Origin of the sequence: Haloglomus irregulare (genome assembly GCF_007421925.1) — an archaeon.
Classification (GTDB): Archaea; Halobacteriota; Halobacteria; order Halobacteriales; family Haloarculaceae; genus Haloglomus; species Haloglomus irregulare.
In genome coordinates this window covers 53576-79952 of the sequence record NZ_QMDX01000013.1, presented here as the reverse complement: position 1 = coordinate 79952, position 26377 = coordinate 53576, and the positions used below count along the sequence as shown (strand labels likewise).

The 26377-nt window shown below is 70.9% G+C and carries 22 protein-coding genes and 2 pseudogenes; 14 read left to right on the top strand and 10 right to left on the bottom strand.

What is annotated here, in order from left to right:
• Positions 1-91: 91 nt before the first annotated feature.
• From DP107_RS16050 to DP107_RS16020, 7 genes are all read left to right on the top strand, one after another.
• Positions 92-745: an NTP transferase domain-containing protein gene (locus DP107_RS16050; protein WP_144263149.1), complete on the top strand. Its 654-nt coding sequence runs from the start codon at positions 92-94 to the stop codon at positions 743-745.
• Positions 742-1761: an aminotransferase class I/II-fold pyridoxal phosphate-dependent enzyme gene (locus tag DP107_RS16045; protein ID WP_144263148.1), complete on the top strand. Its 1020-nt coding sequence runs from the start codon at positions 742-744 to the stop codon at positions 1759-1761. Before DP107_RS16050 ends, DP107_RS16045 begins: the two co-directional genes overlap by 4 nt.
• Positions 1754-2515: an adenosylcobinamide amidohydrolase gene (locus DP107_RS16040; protein ID WP_144263147.1), complete on the top strand. Its 762-nt coding sequence runs from the start codon at positions 1754-1756 to the stop codon at positions 2513-2515. Before DP107_RS16045 ends, DP107_RS16040 begins: the two co-directional genes overlap by 8 nt.
• 51 nt (positions 2516-2566) lie before the next feature.
• A complete protein-coding gene (locus DP107_RS16035) occupies positions 2567-3082 on the top strand; it encodes a glutathione S-transferase N-terminal domain-containing protein (RefSeq protein ID WP_238330907.1) in 516 nt (171 codons plus the stop codon).
• A 101-nt stretch (positions 3083-3183) separates the two neighbouring features.
• Positions 3184-4215 carry a lysylphosphatidylglycerol synthase transmembrane domain-containing protein gene (locus DP107_RS16030; RefSeq protein WP_144263146.1) on the top strand — a complete coding sequence of 344 codons (1032 nt, stop codon included), beginning with the start codon at positions 3184-3186 and terminating at the stop codon, positions 4213-4215.
• Positions 4216-4272: 57 nt separating this feature from the next.
• A complete protein-coding gene (locus tag DP107_RS16025) occupies positions 4273-4734 on the top strand; it encodes a 30S ribosomal protein S19e (protein ID WP_144263145.1) in 462 nt (153 codons plus the stop codon).
• A 100-nt stretch (positions 4735-4834) separates the two neighbouring features.
• On the top strand, positions 4835-5296 hold the full coding sequence (locus DP107_RS16020; RefSeq protein ID WP_144263144.1) for an NOB1 family endonuclease: 462 nt from the start codon (positions 4835-4837) through the stop codon (positions 5294-5296).
• A 1-nt stretch (position 5297) separates the two neighbouring features.
• Here the strand turns inward: DP107_RS16020 and DP107_RS16015 are convergent, their stop codons facing one another.
• The 3 genes from DP107_RS16015 to DP107_RS16005 form a co-directional block, all read right to left on the bottom strand.
• The gene (locus DP107_RS16015) at positions 5298-6413 is read right to left on the bottom strand and encodes a sensor histidine kinase (RefSeq protein ID WP_144263143.1); all 1116 of its coding nucleotides are present in this window, start codon (positions 6411-6413) and stop codon (positions 5298-5300) included.
• A gap of 284 nt (positions 6414-6697) precedes the next feature.
• A complete protein-coding gene (locus DP107_RS16010; RefSeq protein WP_144263142.1) occupies positions 6698-7450 on the bottom strand; it encodes a CPBP family intramembrane glutamic endopeptidase in 753 nt (250 codons plus the stop codon).
• 76 nt (positions 7451-7526) lie between these two features.
• Positions 7527-8837 carry a glucose-6-phosphate isomerase gene (locus DP107_RS16005; RefSeq protein WP_144263141.1) on the bottom strand — a complete coding sequence of 437 codons (1311 nt, stop codon included), beginning with the start codon at positions 8835-8837 and terminating at the stop codon, positions 7527-7529.
• Between the two features lie 96 nt (positions 8838-8933).
• Between DP107_RS16005 and DP107_RS16000 the strand changes: the two genes are divergently transcribed.
• Entirely contained in the window at positions 8934-9668 is a 735-nt protein-coding gene (locus tag DP107_RS16000; RefSeq protein WP_144263140.1) for a YkgJ family cysteine cluster protein, read from the top strand.
• Positions 9669-9883: 215 nt separating this feature from the next.
• Positions 9884-10282: a TRAM domain-containing protein gene (locus DP107_RS15995; protein WP_144263139.1), complete on the top strand. Its 399-nt coding sequence runs from the start codon at positions 9884-9886 to the stop codon at positions 10280-10282.
• A gap of 453 nt (positions 10283-10735) precedes the next feature.
• On the opposite strand, the gene DP107_RS15990 is transcribed toward DP107_RS15995, so the two are convergent.
• From DP107_RS15990 to DP107_RS15980, 3 genes are all read right to left on the bottom strand, one after another.
• Positions 10736-12961 (bottom strand): CDC48 family AAA ATPase, encoded by a 2226-nt coding sequence (locus DP107_RS15990; protein WP_144263138.1) that lies wholly within the window; start codon positions 12959-12961, stop codon positions 10736-10738.
• 116 nt (positions 12962-13077) lie between these two features.
• Complete coding sequence (locus DP107_RS15985) at positions 13078-14073, bottom strand: hypothetical protein (protein WP_144263137.1); 996 nt, start codon at positions 14071-14073, stop codon at positions 13078-13080.
• The gene (locus tag DP107_RS15980) at positions 14057-14479 is read right to left on the bottom strand and encodes a DUF7124 domain-containing protein (RefSeq protein WP_144263136.1); all 423 of its coding nucleotides are present in this window, start codon (positions 14477-14479) and stop codon (positions 14057-14059) included. The genes DP107_RS15985 and DP107_RS15980 overlap by 17 nt, the downstream gene beginning before the upstream one ends.
• A gap of 263 nt (positions 14480-14742) precedes the next feature.
• On the opposite strand from DP107_RS15980, the gene thsA reads away from it, so the two are divergent.
• A complete protein-coding gene (gene thsA / locus DP107_RS15975) occupies positions 14743-16299 on the top strand; it encodes a thermosome subunit alpha (protein ID WP_185977355.1) in 1557 nt (518 codons plus the stop codon).
• Between the two features lie 152 nt (positions 16300-16451).
• Here the strand turns inward: thsA and DP107_RS20240 are convergent, their stop codons facing one another.
• Complete coding sequence (locus DP107_RS20240) at positions 16452-16601, bottom strand: hypothetical protein (RefSeq protein ID WP_185977352.1); 150 nt, start codon at positions 16599-16601, stop codon at positions 16452-16454.
• 124 nt (positions 16602-16725) lie between these two features.
• Between DP107_RS20240 and DP107_RS21285 the strand changes: the two are divergent.
• The 3 genes and pseudogenes from DP107_RS21285 to DP107_RS15965 all read left to right on the top strand — a co-directional run.
• Positions 16726-18069, top strand: a pseudogene (locus tag DP107_RS21285) (RtcB family protein); the annotation flags it as partial.
• Between the two features lie 6 nt (positions 18070-18075).
• Positions 18076-19296, top strand: a pseudogene (locus tag DP107_RS21280) (RtcB family protein); the annotation flags it as partial.
• A 70-nt stretch (positions 19297-19366) separates the two neighbouring features.
• Positions 19367-20194 carry an SDR family oxidoreductase gene (locus DP107_RS15965; protein WP_144263134.1) on the top strand — a complete coding sequence of 276 codons (828 nt, stop codon included), beginning with the start codon at positions 19367-19369 and terminating at the stop codon, positions 20192-20194.
• Between the two features lie 81 nt (positions 20195-20275).
• On the opposite strand, the gene DP107_RS15960 is transcribed toward DP107_RS15965, so the two are convergent.
• On the bottom strand, positions 20276-21358 hold the full coding sequence (locus DP107_RS15960; protein WP_144263133.1) for an archaeosine biosynthesis radical SAM protein RaSEA: 1083 nt from the start codon (positions 21356-21358) through the stop codon (positions 20276-20278).
• A gap of 395 nt (positions 21359-21753) precedes the next feature.
• Entirely contained in the window at positions 21754-22191 is a 438-nt protein-coding gene (locus DP107_RS15955; protein ID WP_144263132.1) for a VanZ family protein, read from the bottom strand.
• Positions 22192-22456: 265 nt separating this feature from the next.
• Here DP107_RS15955 and DP107_RS15950 point away from each other — a divergent pair, with 265 nt between their 5' ends.
• The gene (locus DP107_RS15950; protein WP_144263131.1) at positions 22457-24400 is read left to right on the top strand and encodes an aldehyde ferredoxin oxidoreductase family protein; all 1944 of its coding nucleotides are present in this window, start codon (positions 22457-22459) and stop codon (positions 24398-24400) included.
• A 214-nt stretch (positions 24401-24614) separates the two neighbouring features.
• Here the strand turns inward: DP107_RS15950 and gpmI are convergent, their stop codons facing one another.
• Entirely contained in the window at positions 24615-26135 is a 1521-nt protein-coding gene (gene gpmI, locus DP107_RS15945) for a 2,3-bisphosphoglycerate-independent phosphoglycerate mutase (protein WP_144263130.1), read from the bottom strand.
• Positions 26136-26377: the final 242 nt, after the last annotated feature.

Here is a 26377-nt window from a genome sequence, read left to right as displayed (position 1 = left end):
CCTCGGCGAAGATAATGGCGTCATAGGCGAAGAACATCGGGAACTGTCCGCGGGAACCCGCGATAACACGCAGAACGACTAAGATACGAGGATGGACGCACTGATCATGTGCGGCGGTCGCGGCACCCGCCTCGACACGGAGGCGGAGAAACCCCTCCACGAGGTCGCCGGTCGCCCCATGCTGGACCGGGTTCGCGAGGCACTATCAACCGCCGAGACGGTCGACCGCGTTCACCTCGTCACGTCGCCACAGGCTCCCCGGACGGCGCGCCACGTCGCGGAGACGGCCCGGGATCACGAGTCCACCGTCGCGGCGCCGGGCGAGGGGTACGTCGCGGACCTCGGGCGGGCGCTGCACGCGGCCCGCGTGACGACGCCGGTCCTGACGGTCGCCGCGGACCTGCCGCTGCTGGCGGCCGACGCCGTCGACACGGTCGGGGCTCACTTCGCCGCGCTCGACCCGGAGCCGGGGGGCCCGCCCCCGTCGCTGACGGTCTGCGTCCCGACCGCACTGAAGCGGGTCCTCGGGGTGTCGGCCGACACCACCCGGGTCCACGAGGGGCGGGAGCTGGCGCCGACGGGGGTGAACGTCGTCGGCGCCGTGGCCGGGGAGTCGGACGAAACCGACACGGCCCCCGAGCACGACGAGCGACTGTACGTGACCTACGACGCCCGACTGGCGGTGAACGTGAATCGGCTCGCGGACGTGGCGGTCGCCGAGCGGCTGGCGGGGGGTGCCCGGTGAACCCCGACGGCGTCGACCGGACCGACCGCGTCCCGCACGGCTCCAGCGACGACCCCGACGTGCTGGATTTCAGCGCCAACATCAACCCCCGCACGCCGCCGGGGACGCGCGCCGTCTACGAGGGGGCGCTCGACGCGGCCCGGTCGTACCCGCCGCGCGGCTACCCGGAGTTCCGGGCGGCCGCGGCCGACTACGCCGACTGCGACCCCGAGCGGGTCGTCCCGACGGGCGGCGGGCTTCAGGCCATCCGCCTGACGATAGCCACCCACGTCGAGCCCGGCGACAGCGTCCTCGTCCCGGCGCCGAGCTTCGGCGAGTACGCCCGCGAGGTCCGGCTCCAGGGCGGCGACCCCGTCCTCGTCGCCCCCGAGGAGCTCGTCGACGCCGACCCGACGGGCCACACGCTCGCCGTCGCCTGCGTGCCGAACAACCCGACGGGCTACGCGCCCGACCCAGCGGCGCTCCGGGCGTTCGCTCGCCGCTGCCGGGACGCCGACACCCTCCTGCTGGCCGACGAGGCCTTCCTCGGGTTCACCGACCGCGAGTCGCTTGCGGGCCGGGCGGGCGTCGTCGCGGCGCGCTCGCTCACCAAGCTGTTCGGCCTCCCCGGCCTCCGGGCGGGGTTCGCGGTCGCCACGGGCCGGGCGCTGGACCGCCTCCGGACGGCCGTCCCGGCGTGGGCGATCGGGACGCCCGCCGCGGCCGTCGGCGCCCACGCGATGCGCGACGACGGGTTCGTCCGCGAGACCCGCGACCGCGTCACGGCCGAACGCGACCGCATGCACGAGCGGCTGACGACCCGTTTCGACGTCCGCGAGTCGGCGGCCCCGTTCCTCTGCTGCCGGCTGCGCGACGACGACCCCGACGGGAGCGTCGACGCGCTCGTCGCCCGGCTGGCGGCCGCGGATATCGCCGTCCGGGACGCGACCACCTTCCGCGGCCTGGACCGGCACGTCCGGGTCGCGGTCCGCCTGCCCGCGGCGAACGACCGGCTGCTGGAGGCGCTGGATGTCTGAGGCTGCCGCGGACGCCGGCGCGGACGTGACGGTGACCGTCCGTGAGGGCGTCTGCCGGGTCCGGACTCCGGTCGAATGGGGCTGGCTCGTCACCGGGCGCCGCGGCGGCGACCGCCGGGCGCGGGCGGCGTACAACGTCACCGTCCCGGAGGGGTTCGACCGGACCGACCTGGACGCGTACGCCCGCGAGCGACGGGCGGAGGCGGGGTTCGACGCCGCCGGACCGACGCTCCTGACGGGCGTGTCGATGCGCCACGCCCGGGTCGCCGCCCGCGGCCCGGTCACCGTCGTCGCGACCGGCGGGCTGTCGAACCCCGCGACGCTCCCCGTCGATGGCGACGCGCCCCCGGGCCGGGAGGCCGTCGGTTCAGACGGCGACGCGCCGCCGTTCGGGACGGTCAACCTGCTCGTCGCGACCGACCGGGCGCTCGCGCCGGGCACCCGCGCCGAGCTGCTGGCGACCGCCGTCGAGGCGAAGACCGCGACACTGCTCCCGACGACGGGGTTCACCGGGACGACGTCCGACGCCGTCGTGGTCGGCTGCGACCCTGCGGGTGCCCCCGCGACGTTCGCCGGCAGCGCCACTGTCGTCGGTGCCGCGACGCGGGCCTGTGTCCGGGACGCCCTGCTCGCCGCCCTGCGCTCGCGCTACGCGGACCGCGAGGGGGAGCTCCCGGCGGCCGTCCCCGACGCCGAGCACGGCGTCGTCACCGACGGCCCGACGCGGGTGTTCGAGCCGACGCGGGCGGGGTGAGCGCCAGCGAACTCGCGGGATTCAAGCCCCCGGGCGCCGAGGCCCGTCCGCATGACGACTCCGCTCCAGCGGCTCGGCGGGCCCGAGCGCCTGCGAGAGGCCGCTGTCCTGGTGCTCGCCTTCGTCGGCGCGACCGTCACCGTCGCCGCCCTGACCGGCAACCTCACCACGCTCACCGCCGGTAGCCTGTTCCCGGTGGGCGGCGCCGCGATGGCCGTCGTCGCGCTCATGACCGGCCTCACCGTCCGCCGTGCGCTCGGCCTCCGGGCTGACCCCGGCGGCCGTCCGGACACGGCCGGCGCGCTCGTGCTCTACCAGGCGGAGGGGTGCCCCCACTGCGCGGCCGTCCGCCGGTTCTGCACCCGTCACGGCATCAGCCTCACGCTGCACAACCCCCGGACCGCCGGTACCCCGTTCACCGACGGGACCGTCACCGACCGCGACCGTCACGCGGAGCTCGAGGCGTACGGGCAGGACCAGATCCCCCTGCTCGTGGACCGCGACCGCGGCGAGTCGACCTACGAGAGCACCGACATCCGGGCCTACCTGGAGCGCCACTACGCCTGAGCGGTCGTCCGGACGTGGTGACGGCGGGCCAGCGCCGTGCCGGCTCCCCCGGCGGCTGCCGTCCGGTGAATTGACGTGACGGCCCCACGGACCTCCCCGCGATGGATATCGACCTGCGTGCGACTGCCGTCGGATTCCTGGGGGCGCTGGTCGTCCTCGGGGTGCTCCTCTCCCTCGTGGGGGTCGGACGCGTCACGGACGCGCTGGGCCGCGCCGACGCGCGACTTCTGGTGGGCGTGGCCGTCGCCGCGCTGGCCTGGCTCACCGCCTGGGGGCTGTCGCTCCGGACGGTGCTCGGGGTGCTGGGGCTGACGCTGTCGGCCCCCGTCGCGGTGCTCGTGTTCGCCGCCGCGACCTTCGCCAACAACGTCACGCCGTTCGGGCAGGCCGGCGGCGAGCCCGTCGCCGCCCTGTTCGTCTCCCGGGTCGCGGACACGGAGTACGAGAACGGGCTCGCGGCCATCGCCAGCGTCGACTCGCTCAACTTCATCCCCTCGACCACGCTGGCGGGGCTCGGGCTGGCCTACTTCTCGACCGAGATCGCGTTCGGCCGACGGCTCCGGGTCGCCTCCGTCGCCGTCGGGCTGCTGGCGCTCGGCATCCCGGTCGCCGGCTACGTCGCCTGGCAGAACCGCTACGCGCTCGAGCGACGGGTCGTCGGCGCACTCACGCCGGTCGTCCGCGGTATCGACCGCCTCGTTCCCGGGCGGGACCCGCTCGACCCCGACACCATCGGGGCGAGCATCGAGGGGTTCTTCAGCGCCATCGAGCGGGTCGCGGGCGACCGGGAGCAGCTCGCGCTCGCGCTCGGCTTCTCGGCGCTCGGCTGGCTCTGCCAGGCGGTTTCGCTCTACCTCTCGCTGCTGGCCATCGGCTCGCCCGTCGGCTTCGGGGTGGTGCTGGTGGCGGTTCCCGTCGGCGCCATCGCGGGCATCACGCCCCTGCCGGGCGGGCTCGGCGGGGTGGAGGCGGTCCTCGTCGCGCTGCTGGTGGCCTTTGGCAGCCCGGCCGGGGCGGCCGCCGCCGCGGTCCTCGTCCACCGGATGGCGACATACGTCCTCCCCCTGCTCATCGGCGGCGGCACCGCGACCGCGCTGAGCGCCGACGGGCTGCTGACGCGCCGTGCCGGCTGAGGCGTCGGAACCGAGATAACGCCAGCGTTAAACCTCGGCACCGGGAAGAGAGTGGTAATGGCGACACTCTACGACGTCCCGACCGAGGACCTCATCGAGGCTCTCGCGGAGCGACTCGCCGAGGACGAGACGTTCGACGAGCCGGACTGGGCGGCCATCACGAAGACCGGCGTGGGCCGCGAGCTCCCGCCGGAGCAGGAGGACTTCTGGCCCCGACGCGTCGCGAGCGTCTTCCGGAAGGTGGCCGTCGACGGCCCCGTCGGCGTCCAGCGCCTCCGCACCGCCTACGGCGGCTCCAAGCAGGGCTCGACGCGTTACCGCGTCCGCCCGGAGGGGAAGACGGACGCCTCCGGCAAGATCGTCCGGACCGCCCTCCAGCAGCTGGAGGAAGCCGGGTACATCCACCAGGAGGGCAGCGCCGGCCGCGCCGTCACCGGCGAGGGCCGCGCCCTGCTCGACGAGGTTGCCACCGAGCTGCTTGAGTCGCTCGACCGGCCGGAGCTGGAACGGTACGCCTGAGTCGCCCGTCTTCTCCCCGCTCGCCGGCCCCGGAGCGACGCGTCCCGGGGGTCCGGTCGAACCCGACAGGATGAAATCGCGCCGGTCCAACGCGCGAACAGTGCGAGTCCTCGACGCATCAGCCTTCATCGGCGACTACCACACCGACGACGACACCGCGACCATCCCGTCCGTCCGCGAGGAACTCGAGGACGACGCCTCCGGCTACCGGTTCGACGCGCTGGAAGGCAGCGGGATGCGAATCCACGTCCCCGACGAGGAGACCGTCGAGCGGGTCGACCGGGCCGCCGGGACCACCGGCGACGCGACCGAGCTCTCCCGGACGGACACGCGGCTGCTGGCCGCGGCGCTGGAGCTCGACGCGACGCTCGTCACGGACGACTACGCCATGCAGAACACCGCCGACGCCCTCGAGATCGACGTCGAGACGATCTCCCAGGACGGCATCGACGAGCGGCGGAACTGGACCTACCAGTGCCAGGGCTGTGGCCGCGAGTACGACGACCACCGGGAGCGCTGCGGCGTCTGCGGTGCCGACCTCGCCCGCAAGAACCCCTCCTGAGTCAGCTCGACGCGGGGAGCGTGATCTCGAACCGGGCGCCGCCGCCCGGCGCGTCCCCGACCTCGATGCTGCCGCCGTAGACATCGGTCAGCCGGGAGACGAGGTAGAGCCCCAGCCCGTCGCCGCTGCTGGCGGGCCCCTTCTCGCCGAGTTCGAAGCAGCGCTCGCGGACCTCCTTCGGGATGCCCGTCCCGTCGTCGCTGACCGTGACGTCGACCGCGCCGTTACGCCGTCGCGCCACCACCCGGACGGTGAGGTCCTCCGGGTCGTTGTGCGCCACCGCGTTCGAGAGGAGGTTGCGGAACAGCTGATGGAGCAGCCCGTCCGCGACCACCCGGACGCCGTCCGGGATGTCCGTCTCGATGGCGGCCTCCGGGTGGCCGTCGCGGACGCCCGCCGCCTCCTGCTCGACGACCCGCGAGAGCGAGACGGGCCGGAGTTCCCGGTCCGAGCCGAGCGTCTCCAGCAAGGTCGAGGTGTCCTCCAGCAGCCGGAGGACGGCGTCACTCCGCCGCTCGATGACCGCCAGCGACGACTCGCCCTCCTCGCTTATCTCGTCAGCCAGGAACCCCGCGTGGCCGTTGATGGCCTGCATGTCGTTCCGGATGTCGTGCCGGAGGAGCCGCGTCAGCAGCTCCAGCGTCTCGCGCTGGTCCTCCGTCCGCTCGGCGAGGGTCTCGTTCCGGGCGGCCCGGCCGCGGTTGACGCCGATGAAGGCGCCGAACGCGCCCCCGATGCTCCCGAAGACGACGACGTTGCTCACCAGCTCCCGGGTGAGCGTGGCCGAGAGCACCGCATCGAGCTCCGACCAGACGGCGAGCCAGAAGAACAGCATGAACGCCGAGAAACACCAGAGGACGACCTCCCGGCGCTCCTCGGGGACCAGCTCGCTGCGCTCGATGTGGATGCCCGACGTGAGGATGACGCCCCCGAACAGGACGTGCATCACCAGCTCGTACAGCGCGGCGGGAACCGTCCCGGCCGCCGGCAGGAGCGACTGGGACCAGAAGACGGTGCCCGAGAGGACGAACACGAGCCCCAGCGCCGCGACGAGCACCGACCCGTCCGGCCGCACCCGACTCAGTGACTCGACGTCGGGTTCGGAGAGGGTGCTCATCGTGCGTCCCGGCCTCCGACCGATGGCCCCGCCCGGACGTCCCGGCCGGCCCCCACTCCGTCCCACCACGCGCCCACCGTCCCCGCCGTCACGCCACCGTGTCCGCGTCGCTCGCTGGCCCCGCAGCCCTCGAGCGCCACCGCTTTTTTACGTCCCACAGTAGCTCTGGGATACAAACCATACAGCATAAATCTTGCTGGAGTGTCAGACGGGGAGGCCCGGTCGAACCGGTGCCAGACCTCGACGAACGGGCACCGGAACCGAGGGGCGGGGCGGTCGGCGGCTCAGACGCCGCCGCTGACCTGGACGTACAGCATCGAGAACAGGATGGCGTTGTAGACGCCGTGGATGAGCGCCGGGACGACCAGGTTCGACGTCCGCTCGTAGACGTACCCGAGGATGCAGCCCAGCACGAAGGTGACGGCGATGTAGACGATGACGCCCGTCCCCGAGCCCGAGAGGGCGAACACGTGGGCGACGCCGAACAGGGCCGACGCGATAACGATGGCCGGGACCGGGGCGTAGGCCCGCCGGAGGACGCCCTGGATGGCCCCCCGGAAGAGCAGCTCCTCGCTCGGCCCGACGACGAGGATGGCCAGCGGGATGAGATAGAGCACGAGCTCCGGGTTCTGTCGCCCCTGCTCGACGATGCTGTTCTGTGCCGTGTCGAGGCCGAGCTGGGAGACGACGGCCGCGATGGCGGCGTAGCCGACGAACAGTGCGATGAGCCCGCCGACCGCCCAGCCGAGGTCACGCAGTGTCGGGAGCCGGTACCGCAGCAGGTCGAAGTCCCTCGTGAGGGCCATGTAGACGGCGACCGCGATGCCGAAGCCGAGCCCCTGGAGGACGATGGCGAGCCCGATGGCGAGCACCGGTCGCTCCTGCACGGGGATGCCGACGGCGGCGAGGACCTGAACGCCGAGCAACAGCACCACCAGCGCGGTGACGAAGCCGGCGACGGTGAGCCCGATGCCGGCGCCGACGCTCCGGAGGCGCGCCTCCGTGCTGGCGCCGCTCAGTCCGGTCAGTTCGTCCATGACTCCCGTTCAGCCCCGGGCCGAATACCTCTTTCTCACTCGTGTGGGCCGGCGGCGTCACCGCCGGCCCCGCTCGCTACTCGCCGCCGACGACACGGGTCGTCTTCTCGGCAACGGCCTCGGCCTCGGGGAACTCGCCGCCGCCGAGCAGGCCACGGGCCGCCCGCTTGCCCCACTCCACGGCGGGCTGGGCGAACGTCTCGACGCCCAGCAGCTCGCCCGCGAGAACGCAGGCCGCCTCCATCTCATACAGGAGCCGACCGATGCCGGGGCCGTCGACGCGGGGCAGCTCGACCCGGATGTTGGGCTGGTCCGCGGCGGCCAGCGACGCCTCCGTCGCCTCGAACTCGGCGTCCAGCAGCTCGCCGAGCGTCGCGTCGCCGAGGTACGACATCCCCTCGACGTCGGTGGCCGGAACGGCCATGTCGGCCCGCTCGCGCGGCCGGACCAGCGTGACCAGTTTGTCGTGACGGCCGCCCCGGTAGAGCTGGAGCTGCGAGTGCTGGTCGGTCGCCCCCAGCGCCCGAGCGGGGGTCTGTCCGAGCCCGTCCTTGCCGAGAGACTCGGCCCATAGCTGTGCGAACCACTCCGCGAACGGCTCCAGGGACTCGGCGTACGGCAGCATCGCCGTCACCGTCGCCCCCCGCTGCTCCAGCGCGTACGCGACGGCACCGTAGGCGTAGCCCGGGTAGTCGAACAGCGAGCCCCCAGCGAGTAGCGCCTCGCGACCCGCCGCGCCGCCCCGCACGACGCCCTCGATGTCGCCGCCAAGCACCGCCGCCGGGACGAGCCCGACCGCCGAAAGCGCCGAGAACCGCCCCGGCACGCCCTCGGGGACCGAAAGCGCGGGGAGGCCCTGCTCGGTCGCGGCCGTCCGCAGCGGCCCCTCGGCGCCGGTCGTGACGACGGTCCGCTCGGTCCAGTCGACGCCCGCCTCGTCCATCGCCTCGCGGACGACGAGGAAGTTCGCCAGCGTCTCCGCGGTCGTGCCCGACCGGGAGACGACGTTGACGGTGGTCCGGTCGAGCGGCAGCGCGTCGAGCAGCCGGCGCGTCTCCACCGGGTCGACGTTGTCGAGCGTGTGGTGCCGGTCGGCGAGGCCGAGCGCGGCCGAGACGGTGGCCGCGCCGAGCGCGGACCCGCCGATGCCGACGGTGAGGACGTGGTCGGCGTCGAGGTCGGCGACGGCGGCCTCGATGGCGCCGGGGTCGGTCCGCTCGGGCAGGCCCAGACTGGCGTAGCCGAACCCGTCGGCGGCCATCCCCGCCGTGATGGTCTCGTGGGCCCGCGCGACGCGGTCGTCGAGGCGGTCGAGCGCGCCCTCGCTGACGCCGGGTCGTGCCTCGGCGGCGAGCGCGTTCCCGAGGTCGACGGTGAGGTCGGTCATACGCGGTCGCTCGGCGGGCAGGGGGAAACGGGTTCGGGTTCGGCCGAGGGCGCCCGACACGCACGGCTTTTGCGCGTGGCGCCCCGACGGGTGCCCGTGCAGTCGCTCGAAGCCGACCTCGCCGCCGCCCGCGATCTCGACCCCGACGACCTGGCGGACGCCATCGAGACCATCGGGTTCGACTGCACCCGTTGTGGCGCCTGCTGCAAGGCCGAGACGTGCGAGAGCGCGGACGGGGAGCGCGACGCGGCGGACGGCGACGGCGAGCGCGAGCCGCACACGGCGACGGTGTTCCCGGACGAGGTCCGGGAGCTCCAGGCCGCGACCGCCGAGAACGACGCGTTCGACCGTGAGTACGACTGGCGCGACGTGGCCCGGCCGATGCCGTACGGCCTCCGGGAGGGCCCCGACGGCCCCGAAGGTGAGACGTTCGAGTGGGCGCTCGCGACCGATGCCTGTGGGGACTGCAGCTTCTACGAGGAGGCCCCCGACGGCACCGGCGCCTGCGGCGTCCACGGCTCGCGCCCCCTCATCTGCCGGACCTATCCGTTCAGCGTCGTGCTGGACGGCGACGACACCGGCCTCGCCCAGCCGATGGGCGCGGCGGTCGACCGCGAGGGCGCCGTCCGGGCCCACGAGTGCGAGGGCCTCGGCCGGGACATCTCCCGGGCCGACGCCGAGGCGCTGGCGGCCGCGCTGAAGGAGCGAGCGGTCAGGGAACTGGAGGAGGCCATCGCCGTCCGGGACGAGTACGAGCCGACCGACGCCGAGGGCGTGGTCGTCCACGACTCCGAGGGGGCCAAACGGCCCGACGGGCAGTTCGAGGGATGAGGCCGTCTCCCGACGACTACCGGTCGAACGTAGCGGAGATATCGGAGATACGTACGGTACTGGTAGGTTTGTGGGCTTATGCCCATCCCGCCCGCCGTTCGGACGGCCACGGATTCCCCACGGGCCCGACTATCCCGGTACAGCGACGTCAGTGGCGCCGGACCGACGGCGGTAAGTTCAAGACGCGTCCGCTGACAGTTCCCGACAGAACTCGCATGGAGATCTCCGACAAACTGCTCTGTCTGTTCAACGCGGATGTCGAGGCCGAGGCCGACCGGTTCGTCGTCGAGGTTCCCCGCCGCGAGGTCGACACGGGCGCCGTCGAGGCCGACGATACCTACCGGGTCGCACTCATCCGGACCGGCGACGAGGAGGATACCGAGGTCGAGACCGATACCGAGCCCTCGACCGCCCCCGACGAACCCCAGCCCCCCGTCGAGCGCGGGGAGATCCGCTACGTCGAGGTCGAGGACCTGGGCAAGCAGGGCGACGGTATCGCCCGCGTCGAGCGCGGCTACGTCATCATCGTCCCCGGCGCAGAGGTCGGCGAGCGCGTCAAGGTCGAGATCACCGAGGTCAAGTCGAACTTCGCGGTCGGGGAGATCCTGGAGTAGAGGAGCTTTTTTGACGGTTCGGGTGTCCTCGGCGGCCTTCGGCCGCCTGCGGGCACCACTCACCGCAAAAAACGTTCAGAAAAAACGCCGGCACTCGGGCGCTTCGCGCCCTCGTGCCGGTGGAAACCGCGCTCGCTTCGCTCGCGCGGTATGCACGATACCGTCCAACGTTCCGCGCTTTCCTGAAATAACATGAGATGCAGCGGCTGATCCGATCGTTATTCGAGACAAGCCGGAGGACCAGGAATTCGTCCTGCGTACGCGCGCCCCCGGCGCGCGTTTCGGTTCGAGGCGACCTCGTCGCCTCGTCATCCCGAAAATCGCCGATTTTCGGGGACACCGCTGGCGAGCGAAGCGAGCCAGCGACGTTTTTCTGAACGTTTTTTGCGGTGAGTGGGTACCGCAGCGGCGCGCGCAGCACGCCGCGAGGAACCCCGAGGCGTCAAAAAAGCTCTACTGGAACCCGATGCGCCCGCCACCCTGGCGGGGGCCGGGTTCGGCGCCGCTGCCCTGGAAGTCCTCCTCGATGCGCTCGTAGTAGTCGCGGATGTCCTCGTTGATCGTCGGGCGGACGGAGTCGAGCGCCTGGCGGAAGTGGCGCATCTCGACGAGTTCGGCGTCGTCGCTCTCCCGGAGCGCCTCGATGGCGGCCTCACGGGCGATGGACTCGATGTCCGAGCCGACGTAGCCCTCGGTCAGCTCGGCGAGCTCCCGGAGCGAGACGTCTGGCGAGAGCGGCGTCTCCTCCGTGTGGATGCGGAAGATCTGCTCGCGGCCCTCGACCTCGGGCTCGCCGATGTAGGTGAGCCGGTCGAACCGGCCCGAGCGGATGAGCGCGGGGTCGATCATGTCCGGACGGTTGGTGGCGCCGATGACCATGACGTCGCCCATCTCCTCCAGCCCGTCGAGTTCGGTCAGCAGCTGGTTGACGACGCGCTCGGAGACGTTCGAGCCGACGTCGCCGCCCCGGCCGGGGGCCAGCGAGTCCAGCTCGTCGAAGAAGATGACCGTCGGCGCGACCTGGCGGGCCTTCCGGAACGTCTGCCGGATGGCCTTCTCGGACTCGCCGACCCACTTCGAGAGGAGCTGCGGGCCCCGAACCGAGATGAAGTTGGCGTTGGTCTCGTTGGCGACGGCCTTGGCCATCAGCGTCTTGCCGGTGCCGGGCGGGCCGTAGAGGAGCACGCCGGTCGGGGGCTCGATACCCATGCGCTCGAACTTCCCGCGCTGGGTCATCGGCCACTCGATGGACTCCTGGACCTGGCCCTTGGCCTCGTTCAGGCCGCCCACGTCGTCCCAGCTGATCTTCGGGAGTTCGACGAGCACCTCCCGCATCGCCGACGGGGAGACCTCGTTCAGCGCGCCGCGGAAGTCGTCGCGCTTGATGATCATCCGGTCGATGAGGCTCGGCGGGATGTCCTCCTCGTCGAGGTCGATCTCGGGGAGGTAGCGCCGCAGGGCCTTCATCGCGGCCTCCTTGGTCAGGCTCTCGATGTCGGCGCCGACGAAGCCGTGGGTCTCGTCGGCCATGTGGTCCAGCGAGACGTCGTCCGACAGGGGCATCCCGCGGGTGTGGATCTGCAGGATCTCCTTGCGGCCGGTCTCGTCCGGGACGCCGATCTCGATCTCGCGGTCGAACCGGCCCGGGCGCCGGAGCGCGGGGTCGACGGAGTCGACGCGGTTCGTCGCCGCGATGACGATGACCTGGCCCCGCGATTCGAGGCCGTCCATCATCGTCAGCAGCTGGGCGACGACCCGCCGCTCGACCTCGCCGGTGACGTCCTCGCGCTTGGGCGCGATGGAGTCCAGCTCGTCGATGAAGATGATGGAGGGGGACTCCTCGGTGGCGTCCTCGAAGATCTCGCGCAGCTGCTGTTCGGACTCGCCGTAGTATTTCGAGATGATCTCCGGGCCGGCGATGGAGAAGAAGCTGGCGGAGGTCTCGTTGGCGACGGCCTTGGCCAGTAGCGTCTTCCCGGTGCCGGGCGGCCCGTGGAGCAACACCCCCTGTGGCGGCTCGATGCCGAGTTTCTTGAATATCTGGGGGTGTTTCATCGGGAGCTCCACCATCTCCCGGACGCGCTGGATCTCGTTGCTCAGCCCGCCGATGTCCTCGTAGGTGATGCCGCCGCCGGTCTTCTCGAAGCCGGAGATGGGCTCCTCGCGGAGTTCGACCTCCGTGTCCTCCGTGACGAGTACGACGCCCTCGGGGTCCGTCTCGACGGCGATGAGCGGGATGGCCTGTCCAGGGGACCGCATGAACGGATGATTGGTGCTGGACATCACCGGGACGATGTCGTGCTCGACCACCGGGCGCTTGAGGATCTGGCGCTTGACCATGCCGGCGGCGTCGGAGCCGAACTGGACGCTCGCCTCCTCCGGCGGCGCCAGCACGAGCCGGTCGGCCTTGGTCGCCTCGGCCTTGCGTATCTCGACGCGTTCGCCGATGCCGACGTCGGCGTTCTGCCGGGTGAACCCGTCGATGCGGACGGTGTCCGTGTTCCAGTCCTGCCGGTCGGCACGCCAGACCTTCGCGGCCGTGCGGTCGGACCCCTCGATCTCGATGATGTCGCCGGGGCTCAGCTTCAGATGCAACAGGGTGTCGGGATCCAGGCGGGCGATGCCGCGGCCCGAGTCGTTCGGGTACGCCTTCGCCACCTCCAGTTGAACCTCGTTCATGATAGTGGCTGTATACCACAACGCCGGACGGCCGCAGCGATATGTCTTGTGCTCACTCCCCCGGTCGTGGCGTTTATCCCGCCTCGCGCACGGACGGGCGCGAGCGGCCGGCGTCCTCAGCGGCCGCCGAACTGTTCGTCGATCTCCTCCGGCGAGAGCGCGCCGAGTGGCTCCTCCGCGGCCTCGTCCGCGGCTGCCTCCCCACCCGCGGCCTCGTCGGTGTCTCCGGTCTCGCGCGCGGCGGCCTCCATGCCCGCGAGCTGGACGTAGACACGGGCGGCGACGGCGGTGGCGAACGCCGTCACGACGGCGCCGAGAACGACTCCCAGCGACGCGCCGACCGCGCCGGGGAGCGGGGTCTCGGCGACCACACTCCCCGGGAGCGTCGGGAGCTGTCGGAGCAGCACCACGAGCAGCAGGACCGTCAGCACGCGGAGGCGGTGACCGGCGACGAGCCGCCAGGACCGCCGGAGCGCCGGCACCACGCCCGCCCCCTCGACGGCGACCACGGCCCGGACCAGGTAGAACGCGACCGCGAGGAAGACCCCGGGAAGGACGAGGGCGAACAGCCCGGCGAACACCGCGATGAGGGCCAGCGAGTTGGCGATATAGGAGACCAGCGCCCGGGCGCGCAGGTCCGCCAGGGCCCTGTCGGGGAGCGAGCGGGCGTCGCCGACGAAGACCCGGACCGCGACCACGTGGACCGTCTCGGCCAGCAGGGCGGTCACGAGGACCAGCCCGACCGCTGTGGTCGGTTCGAGCCCGACCGCCAGCGGTGACGGGTCGGCCGGCGGGAGGTCCGCGGCGGTCGCCGCGGAGTTGGCGAGGACGACCGCCCGGATTCGCGGCACCACGGCGGCGAACAGGCTGGTGGTGGCGACGGTACCGGCGAAGCCGACGAACAGGTACGCTGCCAGCAGCGCCGCGCCCACCGGCCGGACCAGTCGGCTGGCCGCGCCGCCCAGGGCGGCGCCAACGCGCAGTTCCTCGGACGTCGCCCCGCCCGGCGGACCGCCGGGTGGCCCGGGGGCGGTGTCGGTCGGGTGCTCCGTGGCGTCCGGACCGGCGTCGTCCGCCGGGTCGGTGCCGGGCGCGTCAGGGCCAGTCGTCACGCTCGTCCTCGTCGTCAGCCGTCGCCGCCTCGGCGTCGGCCTCGCCGAGCGTCCAGTCGGCGGCCTCGGCGGCCTGCTCGACGGGGAGGTACTCCCAGTCGACCTGCTCGGCGAGCGCGGCGTCGGCCTCGTTCGTCCCGACGAAGACGTGTCGGTCGGTGTCGAACTGGCGTCTGACGTTCTCCAGCGACTCCTCGCGGCCGCGGGGGCCGGAGAAGAAGTCCTGCCGGATGCGGTTCTTCCGGGTGAAGTTCGTCACCACGTAGGTCGGCTCCTCGGAGACCACACCGACGTACTTGCTCCACGTGCGCGCGTCCGAGAAGACAGCGTCCGGCTCGACCAGCCGCTTCAGGGCTGCCAACTCGAACGCCAGGGTCATATCGCTCGAACCGCCGCCTCCATCCATACCCGGTCGTCCCCGCGCGCCGGAGAAAACGCTTTGGAAAGGGCCGCAGCCCCCCGACGCCGGCCGCCGTCGCGGGCCGGACCCGACCGCCTCGGCGCCGACGCGGCCCCGTCGATGGACGTATCCGCCCGGATTTAACCGACAAGCCGGGGCCCTGCGAACGGTTGACGAGGGCGCCGTCGCGGGGTTTCGTCGTCACGTTCGGAAACATTTATATAGAACCGCTGACTGACTTCCAGACAGCTATGGCACAACAGCAGCGCATGGGCGGCCAGCCGATGTTCATCCTCGCCGAGGACTCCGAGCGGACCCGTGGCGAGGACGCACAGTCCTCGAACATCCAGGCCGGCAAGGCCATCGCGGAATCCGTACGCACGACACTCGGCCCGCGCGGCATGGACAAGATGCTCGTGAGCGACGACGGCGACGTCGTCATCACGAACGACGGGGCGACCATCCTCGAGGAGATGGACATCGAACACCCCGCCGCACAGATGATCGTCGAGGTCGCCGAGACCCAGGAGGAGGAGGTCGGTGACGGCACCACGACCGCCTCCGTGCTCGCGGGCCGGCTCCTCGCACAGGCTGAGGACCTCCTCGAGGACGACGTCCACCCGACGACCATCGTCGAGGGCTACCACGAGGCCAGTGCGCTCGCGCTGGAGGCCGTCGAGGAGATGACCCTGGACGAGGAGCTCGACGACGACCTGCTCCGGAAGGTCACGGAGTCCTCGATGACCGGCAAGGGCACCGGTGACGTCGACGCCGAGGCGCTGGCCGAGACGGTCGTCGGCGCGGTCCGCGCGGTCGAGGACGGGGACGGCGTCAGCCGCGACAACGTCACCGTCCGGACCCAGACCGGCGCCTCCTCGTCGGCGACGGAGCTCGTCGAGGGCGTCATCGCCGAGGAGGAGCCGCTCCACGAGGACATGCCCCGCTCGTTCACGGACGCGACGGTCGCCGTCCTCGACCTGGACCTGGAGATCAGCGAGGCCAACATCGACGCCGAGTACGACATCACCGACGTCGACCAGCTGAACGAGGCCATCGAGGCCGAGCAGGCCGAGCTCCGGGGCTACGCCGGGACGGTCAGCGAGGCCGGCATCGACGTCGCCTTCGTCACCGGTGACGTCGAGGACACCGTCGCCTCCTACCTCGCCGAGCTCGGCGTCCTCGCCTTCGACTCGCTCTCCGACGACGACGCCGGCTCCATCGCCCGCGCGACGGGCGCCCGGACGCTGGGCTCCATCGACGACCTCGACGAGGACGACTTCGGCGCCGCCGAGGCCGTCCGCGTCGAGCGGTTCGCCGACGAGGACCTCGTCTTCGTCGAGGGTGGCCGAGCAGCCGAGGCCGTCACCGTCCTCGCCCGCGGCGGGACCGAGCACGTCGCCGACGAGCTGGAGCGCGCGCTCAACGACGCGCTTGACGTGGCGACCGCCGCGCTCGACGCCGGCGGCGTGGTCCCCGGCGCCGGCGCCTCCGAGATCGCCATCGCCGACCACATCCGCTCGGGGTCGGCCGGCATCGAGGGTCGGCGCCAGCTCGCCGTCGAGGCGTTCGCCGACGCGGTCGACATCGTCCCGCGCACGCTCGCGGAGAACACCGGACTCGACCCCATCGACGCGCTGGTGGAGCTCCGCTCGCTCCACGACGAGACCGGCGTCGCCGGCATCATCTCCGAGGGCCAGACCGGCCACATCGACGACCCCGTCGAGTACGGTATCCTCGACCCCGCCGCCGTCAAGCGTGAGGCCGTCGAGTCCGCCACCGAGGCCGCGACGATGATCGTCCGCATCGACGACGTCATCTCGAGCTAACGGGGCTCGGTTCGACACTCCGGATCTTTCGACAGTATCGCGCCGACAGTGACATCCGTGCGGATATTCGCCGTACTGCGGATGGGCTTCCGGAGTACCGGCGCAATCGGGGATATATCCAGGAAACGGCCCCGTGGCCCGACCGCCAGCGACTACTCCGCGCCCGCCGCCGGGTCGACGACGGGCTGGCACCCTTCGAACGGATCGCGCCACTCGCCGCCGACCGGGTTCCGCACGGTCACCTCGCCCTCGGTGGGGTCCAGTCCCGCCACCGGTGTTCGACTGTGGTCGTATCCGGACATCGACGGGGACGCGGATACCGAGGTCGCCTGGCGGCGGGCGTCCGGAGCCGGCCCTCCGCCCCCCACGGCCCCCGTGCGAGAGACGACGACAGGTTCAATCACGCGCGTCGCCGAGGGGTGGGTGATGCCCATCGAACTGGTCGGGGAGCACACGACAGCCCGAATCATGGTCGAGGACGAGTCGCTCGTCGGCGAGGGACTGCTCGAACAGGTCCGGGAGTTCGTCGACCACCCGGCGTTCACCGAGCCCGTCCGGGTGATGCCGGACGGCCACTGGGGGATGGGTGCCCCTGTCGGGTTCACCATGCCGCTGCCCGAGCAGGTCGTCCCGAACGTCATCGGGGTCGACATCGGCTGCTTCACGGGGGATACCGAGGTTCCGCTCGCCGATGGCGAGGACCACCGATTGGACGAACTCGCGGACCGGAATGACAGCTTCGTTGTGTTCTCATGCAAACCGGATGGCGAAATAGTGTGTGCCGAGGCCACAGCCCACCAGACCCGGAAGGATGCACCGTTATTAGAGGTCGAACTCGATAACGGGGAGCCAATCAGGTGTACTCCCGACCACGAGTTCATGCTTCGCGATGGGACCTATCGTGAGGCGCGTAAGCTCTCATCCGGTGACTCGCTCATGCCGCTGTATCAGTATGAGACCGACGACGGCTACACTATGGTGAACCAGAACAAGGATGGGCAATCCTCACAGCGAGTTCACTGGATAGTCGCTCGCTCCGGACTCATGGGTGAGATCCCTTCGTTCGGTGACGAGCGCACAGTGATTCACCACGAGAATTTCGAGAAGTCAGATAACCGCCCGGAGAACCTGCGGTTCCTAAGTGATTCCGACCACGCTAGACTGCACAGGGAACTCGCTTCCGGAGAACACTGGCAATCGGAGGAGTTCGAACGGAAGCGGATTCAAGCCATCAAACAGCGGGCACAGACGGAGGAAGCTCAGAAGCGGATGGCAGAGGTCGGCCGAGAGAACATCGTCTCCTACATGGAGGAGAACCCCGACGAGTGGTATGAGAAGGTCAGCGACAACGGCCAGCACGGCAAGGAGCACCTCATCGAGCGGAACAAATCCGAGGAGGCACGCGAGAAGGCCAGAGAGCGAGCCAATCAGCGGTACGAATGTGAGTTCTGCAGTGAGTCGGTGAAATCCTATATCGGCCTCCACAATCACAAGTCGAACGAACATCCCGAGGAGTACGACGCTGCCAGCGAGCCGGACCAGTTCGAGTGTGGGTTCTGCGGACGTATAATCAAGGGAAGGGTAGGGACGTTCCAGCACCAGCGACACACCCACTCTGACCAGTATACCGAAGATAAAGAGCATTTCACCCGTGTTGCTGGCGAAAATCACGAGGTTACAGCCGTTCGTCAGATCGACCACCGCGAGGACGTGTACTGTCTCAACGTCCCACAGTATCACAACTTCGCACTGAGTGCCGGCGTATTCGTCCACAACTGCGGCATGGCGGTCGCGAACCTGGGTCCGGAGCTCCCGCTGGCCGACGCCGAGCGCGAGCGCCGGGTCCGCGAGGCCGTCCCGATGGGGCGGTCGGTGCACGACCACGACGACGCGGTCCACCTGATAGAGGCGTTCCCGTTCGACCGGGCGAACGAGCGGCTCGCGGCCTTCGACGCGGCCCACCGCGAGCGGTTCGGCGAGCCCGTCGACCCTCGGTTCGACTTCGACGGCTACGACGGCGACTACTTCAAGCGGCTCTGTGAGCGCGTCCTCGCCGACCAGCGCCAGGGGTTGAGCTACGTCATCCAGTCGGCCGGCACGCTGGGCGGCGGTAATCACTTCATCGAGTTCTGCCGCGGGCGCGAGTCGGGCGACCGCTATCTGGTCGTCCACAGCGGGTCGCGCTACCTCGGCAAGGCCGTCGCCGAGTTCTGGCAGGGCCGCGCCACGGAGTACCGGAACGCCGACCGCATCCGGGAGCGGCTCCGGCCGGACGATGCGCGCTTCCTGAAGTTCGACCCCGAGGCCGTGAGCGACGCCGACCTGTTCCGCTGGGTCACCGGCGGGATGGGCGAGTCACACATCCACAAGGACCGCGTCCGCGAGGAGTGCGAGGGGACGACCATCGAGCGCACCTTCGACCGGCTGGGGGACCTCCGGCCGCCGACCGGCGACGAGGGGCGCAACACCGCGTTGGACCCGCTGGTCGGGCGCGAGGCCCACGGCTACTACGTCGACATGCTGTTCGCCCAGCAGTACGCCCGCTGGAACCGCGAGCTGATGATCGGGGCGGTCTGTGACGCGCTCGGCGTCGACCCGGTCGAGACCTGGCAGTCCGTCCACAACTACATCGACTTCCGCGACCTCACCGTCCGGAAGGGGGCCACCCCCGCCCGTGAGGACCAGCGCCTGCTCGTCCCGTTCAACATGGCCGAGGGGGCCGTCATCGCCCGCGGAACGGGCAACGAGGCGTGGCTCTCGACGGCCCCCCATGGTGCCGGCCGACGGATGGGGCGGCGCGACGCCCACGAGCGGCTCTCCATGGCCGAGTTCGAGGCCGCGATGGACGGCGTCTACTCCGAGTCCGTCGTCGACGACACGCTTGACGAGGCGCCGGGGGCGTACAAGCCCGCCGCGGCCATCGAGCGGGCGCTGGCCCCGACCGCCGACGTGGTCGAGCGGCTGGACCCCGTCCACAACCTGAAAGCGCTCGAGTAGCGCCGAGGCGGGCGCTCCGGCCGAAGACGGAAACGGCCACCGCTAAGTGTGCCGGCTCCGAGCCGCGGACATGGCCGACACGAAGACGGTCCTCATCACGGGCTGTTCCTCCGGTATCGGGCGGGCGACCGCCTACGCCTTCCTCGAGGACGACTGGCGGGTGTACGCCACCGCACGCGACACGGCGGACATCGAGCGGCTGGGCGAGGCGGGCTGTGATATCAACACGCTGGACGTGACCGACCCGGACGACATCGAGCGCGTCGTCGACCGCATCGTCGAGCGGGACGGCCGCGTCGACTGCCTCGTCAACAACGCCGGCTACGGCCAGCACGGCCCCATAGAGGACGTGCCCGACGACCTGCTGCAGCGGCAGTTCGACGTCAACCTGTTCGGCCCCCACCGGCTGGTCCGGGGGGTGCTCCCGCACATGCGCGAACGCGAGGACGGGACCATCGTCAACGTCTCCTCGGTCGCGGGCCGGCTGGCCTCGCCCGGGATGGGCGCCTACTCCGCCTCCAAGTTCGCGATGGAGGGGTACAGCGACGCTCTCCGCAACGAGGTCGCCCCCCACGGGGTCGACGTGAGCGTCGTCCAGCCCGGGCCGGTACAGACCGAGTTCCGCGAGCGGGTCGGCGAGGAGCTGGAGCAGTACGACCGGACGGACGCCTACGCCGATATCTACGCGTTCCAGGAGGACGCCTCGCTGTTCGGCGCCGACTCGCCGGTCGCCGTGTCCCCGACGGAGGTCGCCCGGGTCATCCTGGCGGCCGGCGTCTCGCCGGACCCGGAGCCACGCTACGTCGTCGGCGGGTTCGCGGACCTGCTGGTCAAACTCCGCTTTCTCCCCGACCGACTCCGTGACCGGGCCTTCGACGTCATCCGGAAGTTCACGTAGCGGGCGCTCGGTTCGCCGGGACCGTCCGGAACACTCCACCCCTCCTCCAAGCCGGGCTGACCGCGAACCGCTACGGTGTCACTACCGTGCCAGCGGCATGCCGTAGCTCGTCTCTCGCTCCATCACGGCCTCCCAGGTGAGTTCGCAGTCGCAGGACACCTGCTCGAAGACCGAGGGGTCCTGCCGGAGGTCGAAGTCCTTGATGGCGGTCTGGACGTCGTCGTCGCAGTCGCCGCAGTTGTGGGCGCCGCGGTCGGAGCCGTGGCCGACCGGGTCCGAGACGACGATGGCGTCGGTGTCCGTCGTCGATTCGAGGACATCCGCGACCGACCAGAGCCAGGGCGCCCGGTAGCCCCCGTCGTGGAAGAGGTCCTCGACCATCGTGTAGCGCTGGACGTTACAGGGGTTCATCGAGACGGTGTGACAGCCCTCGACGGCGGCACAACGCCGGACGGACGACTTCATGTCCGCGACGGCCTCGGGTTCCGAGAGGAAGGGCGGCTTCATGAGGAGGTACGCCTTCACGCCGGCGTCGGCCGCGCGGGCCTCGGCACAGGCGGCCTCGAAGTCGGCGAAATCGAAGTACTTGTTGACGCAGTCATGTCGCACCCGGTCGGTCGCGGTCTCCAGGCCGACGGCGACGTCCGTCGCGAGTCCCTGGCCCGTGAAGTCCGCGAGCTTGTCGGCGTCGACGAAATCGGGTAGCGACTCGACGACGATACGCTCGCGGTCGCCGAACGTCTCGCCGATGGCGGCGCGGGTCTCGGCGGGCACCTCCCGCTCGTCGAGGAACGAGCCCGAGGTGTAGATCTTGACCAGGGGCGCGGGGTCGTCCGCGTCGTCGGCCTCGTGGTCGAGGCACTTCTCGACCTGGGTCATCAGGTCCTCGTGGCTCACGCTGCCGCCCTCGACGGACTCGGCGACGTAGCCACACATCGTGCAGCCGCCGGCGCGGGCCCACCGGCAGCCGCCCGTGTTGAGGATGATGGTCAGCGACCGGCGGGTCCCGTCGGGCGTGTTGTCCTCGTCGAGCCAGACCCGGGTCGGCTCGCGGGGGTCGTAGGTCTCGTCGCGACGCGACCGGATCTCGCGCATCGCCGCGTTGTGCGCGTCCATCCCCCGGCCGGACTCGTACACCTCCGGGCTCGGCTCCTCCGTGCTCATACGGACGGTTGCTGATGCGGGCGGAAAGCGGTGTCGGGTCGGCGTCGGTGTGGCCCGCCCGGAAGAGCCCCATGGCGTATGTCAACGAACGATGCGAGGCGGGGGCGGCCGTGCGTGCTACCCTCGGGCGCCACATCCCGGGTGTCACCCGAGGCGGTCCGGGGGCCGTCACCGACATCGATGTGACCGGGACGACGCTCCCGGGCCGTGAGTCGCTCCACCCCGGCGTGGACCCCCACCGTCGTCGGCCGACTGGAGCGGTCCGCGGCCGCGCTTGATCCCGTCGTCGACGCCGTCGCCACCCGGCTTCTCGACCGCCCGGAGGCGACGCTCGTCGCCGAGCCGAGATCCCCCGGACCCGCCAGGTGGGCCGTGAAGGCGGTCGTGGCGGCGAATCACGACACCCGGTCCCGGAGCGTCGCACCCACGGTCCAGGCGCCAGCGCCGATAGCCGCCCCGACCGCGTTGGCCACGGCATCCAGCAGGTCGAACGTGCGGTACGGCAGCGGCCCCTGGAGTCCCTCCATCACCACCCCGTATACGGCGGCCACACCGATAGCCAGGCCGACGACCCGGCGACGCGTCGGACCGGACGGGGGCACCGGCCCGGCCGGCGTCCCGTCACCTCGCGGCGTCGCGAGGCCGAGCGCCACCGCGGCCGCCAGCGTCGCGTACGCGGCGCCGTGGAGCAGTTTGTCGGCCGACACCCCGAGTACCGGCGGCGCCGGCGGCCCGCCGCTCGGCTCGCTTACGCTGGCGACGAGCACGGCGGCCGCCACGGCCACCGGTACCAGCCGCCGCCCCCAGCGGACGGGGCGTGATGCCGTGGACACGTCCGGACGGGTGCGAGCGGGCCGGAAACCCGTGACGGTTCCCGACGGGCGACCACGCCGACGCCGTGACGCACGATACCGCCGGCGGCTAGCGCCGCGGGACCGTCACCGGCCGGTGACTGGTCGTGCGAACTGACCACCCGACTGATATAAATACTCGCCGGCAATCGACGGCGGGCCGACCGGCCGATGTAACCACGAACGGTTTCGCTCCGATGGCAATTTCTAACACGGTGCGGCCCTATACTAATCATACTGGTTCACCATGACAGACCTCGGCGGATTCCAAGACCGTGTCGCACGCGTCGACCTCTCCAGTGATTCGGTCGGCTACGAGAGCGTCGACGATGAGGACGCACGCAAGTACATCGGGGCGCGCGGCCTCGGCGTGAAGTACGTCTTCGACCAGGGACCCGAGGTGGACCCGCTGGGCGAGGACAACCTGCTCGCGTTCATGAACGGCCCGCTCACGGGGACGCAGGTGACGATGTCCGGCCGCATCGCCATCTGCACGAAGTCCCCGCTGACGGGGACGGTGACGGACAGCCACCACGGCGGCTGGTCCGGCGCCCGGCTCAAGTGGGCCGGCTTCGACGGCCTCCTCTTCGAGGGGCGGGCCGACGAGCCCGTCTACGCCCTCGTCGAGGACGGCGAGGTCACGCTCCACGACGCCTCCGACCTCTGGGGCCGCGGCGTCCACGACACGATGGACGCGCTGGAGGAGCGCCACGATGGAGCCTACGGCAGGAACCTCTCCTGCATGGCCATCGGCCAGGCCGGGGAGAACGAGGTCAAGTACTCCGCCATCATCAACGAGGACGACCGTGCCTCCGGCCGCGGTGGCACGGGCTGCGTGATGGGGAACAAGAAGCTGAAGGCGATCGTGGTCAAGTCCTCGACGAAGATGCAGCAGCCGGCGGACCCGGAGACGTTCAAGCAGGGCCACCAGCAGGCGATGGAGCTCATCCAGGAGTCCGACGTGACCGCGCCCAACGAGGGCGGGCTCTCGCTGTACGGGACGAACGTCCTGATGAACGCGACCGAGGAGATGTCCGGGCTCCCGGCGAACAACGGAAAGTACACCTCGACGGCCGACGCGCAGGCAGACGGCTGGGGCGATGAGGAGTTCGACTCCGAGCGCGTCTCCGGCGAGAACGTCCGCGAGAACATCCTCGTCGACGAACCGACCTGTCACTCCTGCCCGGTCGCCTGCAAGAAGGAGGTCGAGGTCGACGTGATGCACAAGGGCGAGGAGCTGAACGTCCGCACCGAATCGTACGAGTACGAGTCGGCGTGGGCGCTCGGCCCGAACGCCGGCCACACGGAGCGCGACGAGATCGCGCTCATGCTGCAGAAGTGCAACGACCACGGGATGGACACCATCGACGCGGGCAACACGCTCGCGATGGCGATGGAGATGACCGAGGAGGGGAAGTTTGACGGTCTCGGCGACGGTATCGACTGGGGCGACACCGAGGCGATGGTCGAGATGCTCGACGCGATCGCCACCCGCGAGACCGAGCTCGCGGACCACCTCGCGGACGGCCCCGACCACCTCGCCGAGGCGTTCGACGCCCACGAGAACTCCCTGGCGGTCAAGGGGCAGTCGATGGCCGCCTACGACCCGCGCTGCATGAAGGGGATGGGCATCGGCTACGCGACCTCGAACCGCGGCGCCTGCCACCTGCGGGGCTACACGCCCGCGGCGGAGATCCTCGGCATCCCGGAGAAGGTCGATCCGTACGCCTGGGAGGGCAAGGGCGAGCTGTGCGCCACCTTCCAGGACCTGCACGCCATCTCCGACTCCTTCGACATCTGCAAGTTCAACGCGTTCGCGGAGGGCGTCGAGGAGTACGTGCTCCAGTACAACGGGATGACCGGCCTGGACGTCGGTGAGGAGGAGCTGGTCGAGGCGGGCGAGCGCATCTACACCCTCGAACGGTACTACAACAACCTCGCGGGCTTCGACGGCAGCGACGACACGCTGCCCGAGCGGTTCCTGCCGGACAGGCCCGGTACCATGCCGGGGCAGGGTGCCTCGGAGGGCGAGGTCTGCGAGCTGGAGCCGATGCTCGAGGAGTACTACGAGGTGCGCGGCTGGGTCGACGGCGTCGTCCCGGACGAGAAGCTCGAGGAGCTGGACATCGAGGTCGGCCCCGGCACGGGCGTCTCCAGCGGGAGCGGCGCGGCCGCGCCGAGCGACGACTAACTGGAGCTTTTCTCCGCTCGCGGCAAGAAACGTTCAGAAAAAATGCCGGCGCTTCACTCGGACGTGCTGGCCTGACGGCCAGCAGGACCCTCGTTCAGCGCCGGTGAGGGTGATAGCCCGAACCTCGCTGGAGCCTGCTCCAGCGGTGGTGAAACCGCGCCTGCGGCGCGGTATGCAGGACGAGCGTGGATCCCTCTCGACCCGAATCTCGAGATCACTCCAGCAGCGGCTCGCCCGCCATCGCGTCGGGCGCTTCGATGTCCATCCGGTCCAGTAGTGTCGGCGCCAGGTCCGCCAGCGTCCCCGTCTCGCGGACCGTCACGTCACTGTCACCACCCTCGGACGGCAGCGAGATGAACGGGACCGGATTGAGTGTGTGCGCCGTGTGCGGGTCCTCCCCGGTCCCCATGTCGTCGGCGTTGCCGTGGTCGGCCGTCACCAGCACGTGCGCGCCGGCGTCGTGGCAGGCGGCGACCAGCCGCTCCAGTTGCTCGTCGACGGCCTCGACGGCGGCGACGGCGGCGTCGAAGTCGCCCGTGTGCCCGACCATGTCCGGGTTCGCGTAGTTCAACACGAGCACGTCCGGGTCCTCGCGCCCGATGCGGCCGACGACGGCGTCCGTGAGTTCGGGCGCGTGCATCGCCGGTTGCCGGTCGTAGGTCGCCACGTCCGGGCTCTCGACGATCTCGCGCTCCTCACCCTCGAACGCGACCTCGCGGCCGCCGTTGAGGAAGTAGGTGACGTGGGCGTACTTCTCGGATTCGGCGGCCCGGAGCTGGGTGCACCCCGCGTCCGAAACCGCCTCGCCCAGCACGCCCACAGGCCGGCTCGGCGGGTAGGCCACGGGCAGGTCGAAGGTGGCGTCGTACTCGGTCATCGTCACGACGCGCACGTCGGGCGGGTCGGTGTCGACGTCCCACTCCGGGCGGACGTCCGCGAGCATGCGGACGAGTTGCCGGGCGCGGTCGGCCCGGAAATTGAAGCAGACGACCGCGTCGCCCTCGGCGAGCGCGGGCCCGCCCTCGACCAGCGTCGGCTCGACGTGCTCGTCGGTGGTGTCGCGGTCGTACGACTCCTCGACGGCCGCGACCGCGGAGGGGGCCTCGTGGTCGGCCTCGCGACGGACGATGGCGTCGTACGCCCGTTTCGTCCGTTCCCAGTTCTCGTTCCGGTCCATCGCGTAGTAGCGGCCGGTCACCGTCGCCACGTCGCCGGTGCCGTACTGCTCGGTCACGGCCCCGAACTCGCGGAGGAAGTCCGCACCGGAGGTGGGTGCCGTGTCCCGACCGTCCGTGGACGCGTGGGTGACTGCGGGCACGTCCTGCCGGTCCGCGAGTTCGACGAGCGCGTGGAGGTGCTCCTGCATCGAGTGGACGCCGCCGTCGCTGACCAGGCCCATGAGGTGGACGCGACCGTCATGGGCGTCGGCGTACTGGAAGGCCGACAGCAGCGTCCCGTTCTCGAAGAAGGAGCCGTCGGCGACGTCGTCGGAGACGCGGGTCGAGTCCTGCTTGACGACCCGCCCGGCGCCGACGTTGAGGTGGCCGACCTCGCTGTTACCCATCTGGCCCTCCGGGAGCCCGACCGCGCGGCCGTGGGTGGTGAGCGTCCCGAAGGCGCCGGCCTCGCGGTAGCGGTCGAAGTTCGGGGTGTCGGCGGCGGCCACGGCGTCCCGGCCGACCTGGTCCTCGGGGGAGAGCCCCCAGCCGTCGAGCACGACGAGTGCGCCTCGCATCCGTTGTCGAGGTTCGGATGCCGGCGGATTAGAACGTGTCGGAAGGGAGGCCCCGCAGAGCGGTTCCGATGGAGCGCCGTCTGGCCGTGGGCGTCGCCCCCCGCGTCGTTGCTCCGACGCCTCGTCCTCCACCGTCGTGACGACCACGTCGGCCCCGGAGTGCTCAGGATGCCGACGTACCCCTGTCCACTCGGTACGCAGCAGGCGTTCGTGTTCGACGCCGTCGACCGGTCCGACGTCGG

Excerpts from the sequence above, each read along its gene's own strand:
- DP107_RS16050 (WP_144263149.1), top strand. The coding sequence starts at position 92 with ATGGACGCACTGATCATGTGCGGCGGTCGCGGCACCCGCCTCGACACG.
- DP107_RS16040 (WP_144263147.1), top strand. The coding sequence starts at position 1,754 with ATGTCTGAGGCTGCCGCGGACGCCGGCGCGGACGTGACGGTGACCGTC.
- DP107_RS16035 (WP_238330907.1), top strand. The coding sequence starts at position 2,567 with ATGACGACTCCGCTCCAGCGGCTCGGCGGGCCCGAGCGCCTGCGAGAG.
- DP107_RS16030 (WP_144263146.1), top strand. The coding sequence starts at position 3,184 with ATGGATATCGACCTGCGTGCGACTGCCGTCGGATTCCTGGGGGCGCTG.
- DP107_RS16025 (WP_144263145.1), top strand. The coding sequence starts at position 4,273 with ATGGCGACACTCTACGACGTCCCGACCGAGGACCTCATCGAGGCTCTC.
- DP107_RS16015 (WP_144263143.1), bottom strand. The coding sequence starts at position 6,413 with ATGAGCACCCTCTCCGAACCCGACGTCGAGTCACTGAGTCGGGTGCGG.
- DP107_RS16010 (WP_144263142.1), bottom strand. The coding sequence starts at position 7,450 with ATGGACGAACTGACCGGACTGAGCGGCGCCAGCACGGAGGCGCGCCTC.
- DP107_RS16005 (WP_144263141.1), bottom strand. The coding sequence starts at position 8,837 with ATGACCGACCTCACCGTCGACCTCGGGAACGCGCTCGCCGCCGAGGCA.
- DP107_RS15995 (WP_144263139.1), top strand. The coding sequence starts at position 9,884 with ATGGAGATCTCCGACAAACTGCTCTGTCTGTTCAACGCGGATGTCGAG.
- DP107_RS15990 (WP_144263138.1), bottom strand. The coding sequence starts at position 12,961 with ATGAACGAGGTTCAACTGGAGGTGGCGAAGGCGTACCCGAACGACTCG.
- DP107_RS15980 (WP_144263136.1), bottom strand. The coding sequence starts at position 14,479 with ATGGATGGAGGCGGCGGTTCGAGCGATATGACCCTGGCGTTCGAGTTG.
- thsA (WP_185977355.1), top strand. The coding sequence starts at position 14,743 with ATGGGCGGCCAGCCGATGTTCATCCTCGCCGAGGACTCCGAGCGGACC.
- DP107_RS20240 (WP_185977352.1), bottom strand. The coding sequence starts at position 16,601 with ATGTCCGGATACGACCACAGTCGAACACCGGTGGCGGGACTGGACCCC.
- DP107_RS15965 (WP_144263134.1), top strand. The coding sequence starts at position 19,367 with ATGGCCGACACGAAGACGGTCCTCATCACGGGCTGTTCCTCCGGTATC.
- DP107_RS15960 (WP_144263133.1), bottom strand. The coding sequence starts at position 21,358 with ATGAGCACGGAGGAGCCGAGCCCGGAGGTGTACGAGTCCGGCCGGGGG.
- DP107_RS15950 (WP_144263131.1), top strand. The coding sequence starts at position 22,457 with ATGACAGACCTCGGCGGATTCCAAGACCGTGTCGCACGCGTCGACCTC.
- gpmI (WP_144263130.1), bottom strand. The coding sequence starts at position 26,135 with ATGCGAGGCGCACTCGTCGTGCTCGACGGCTGGGGGCTCTCCCCCGAG.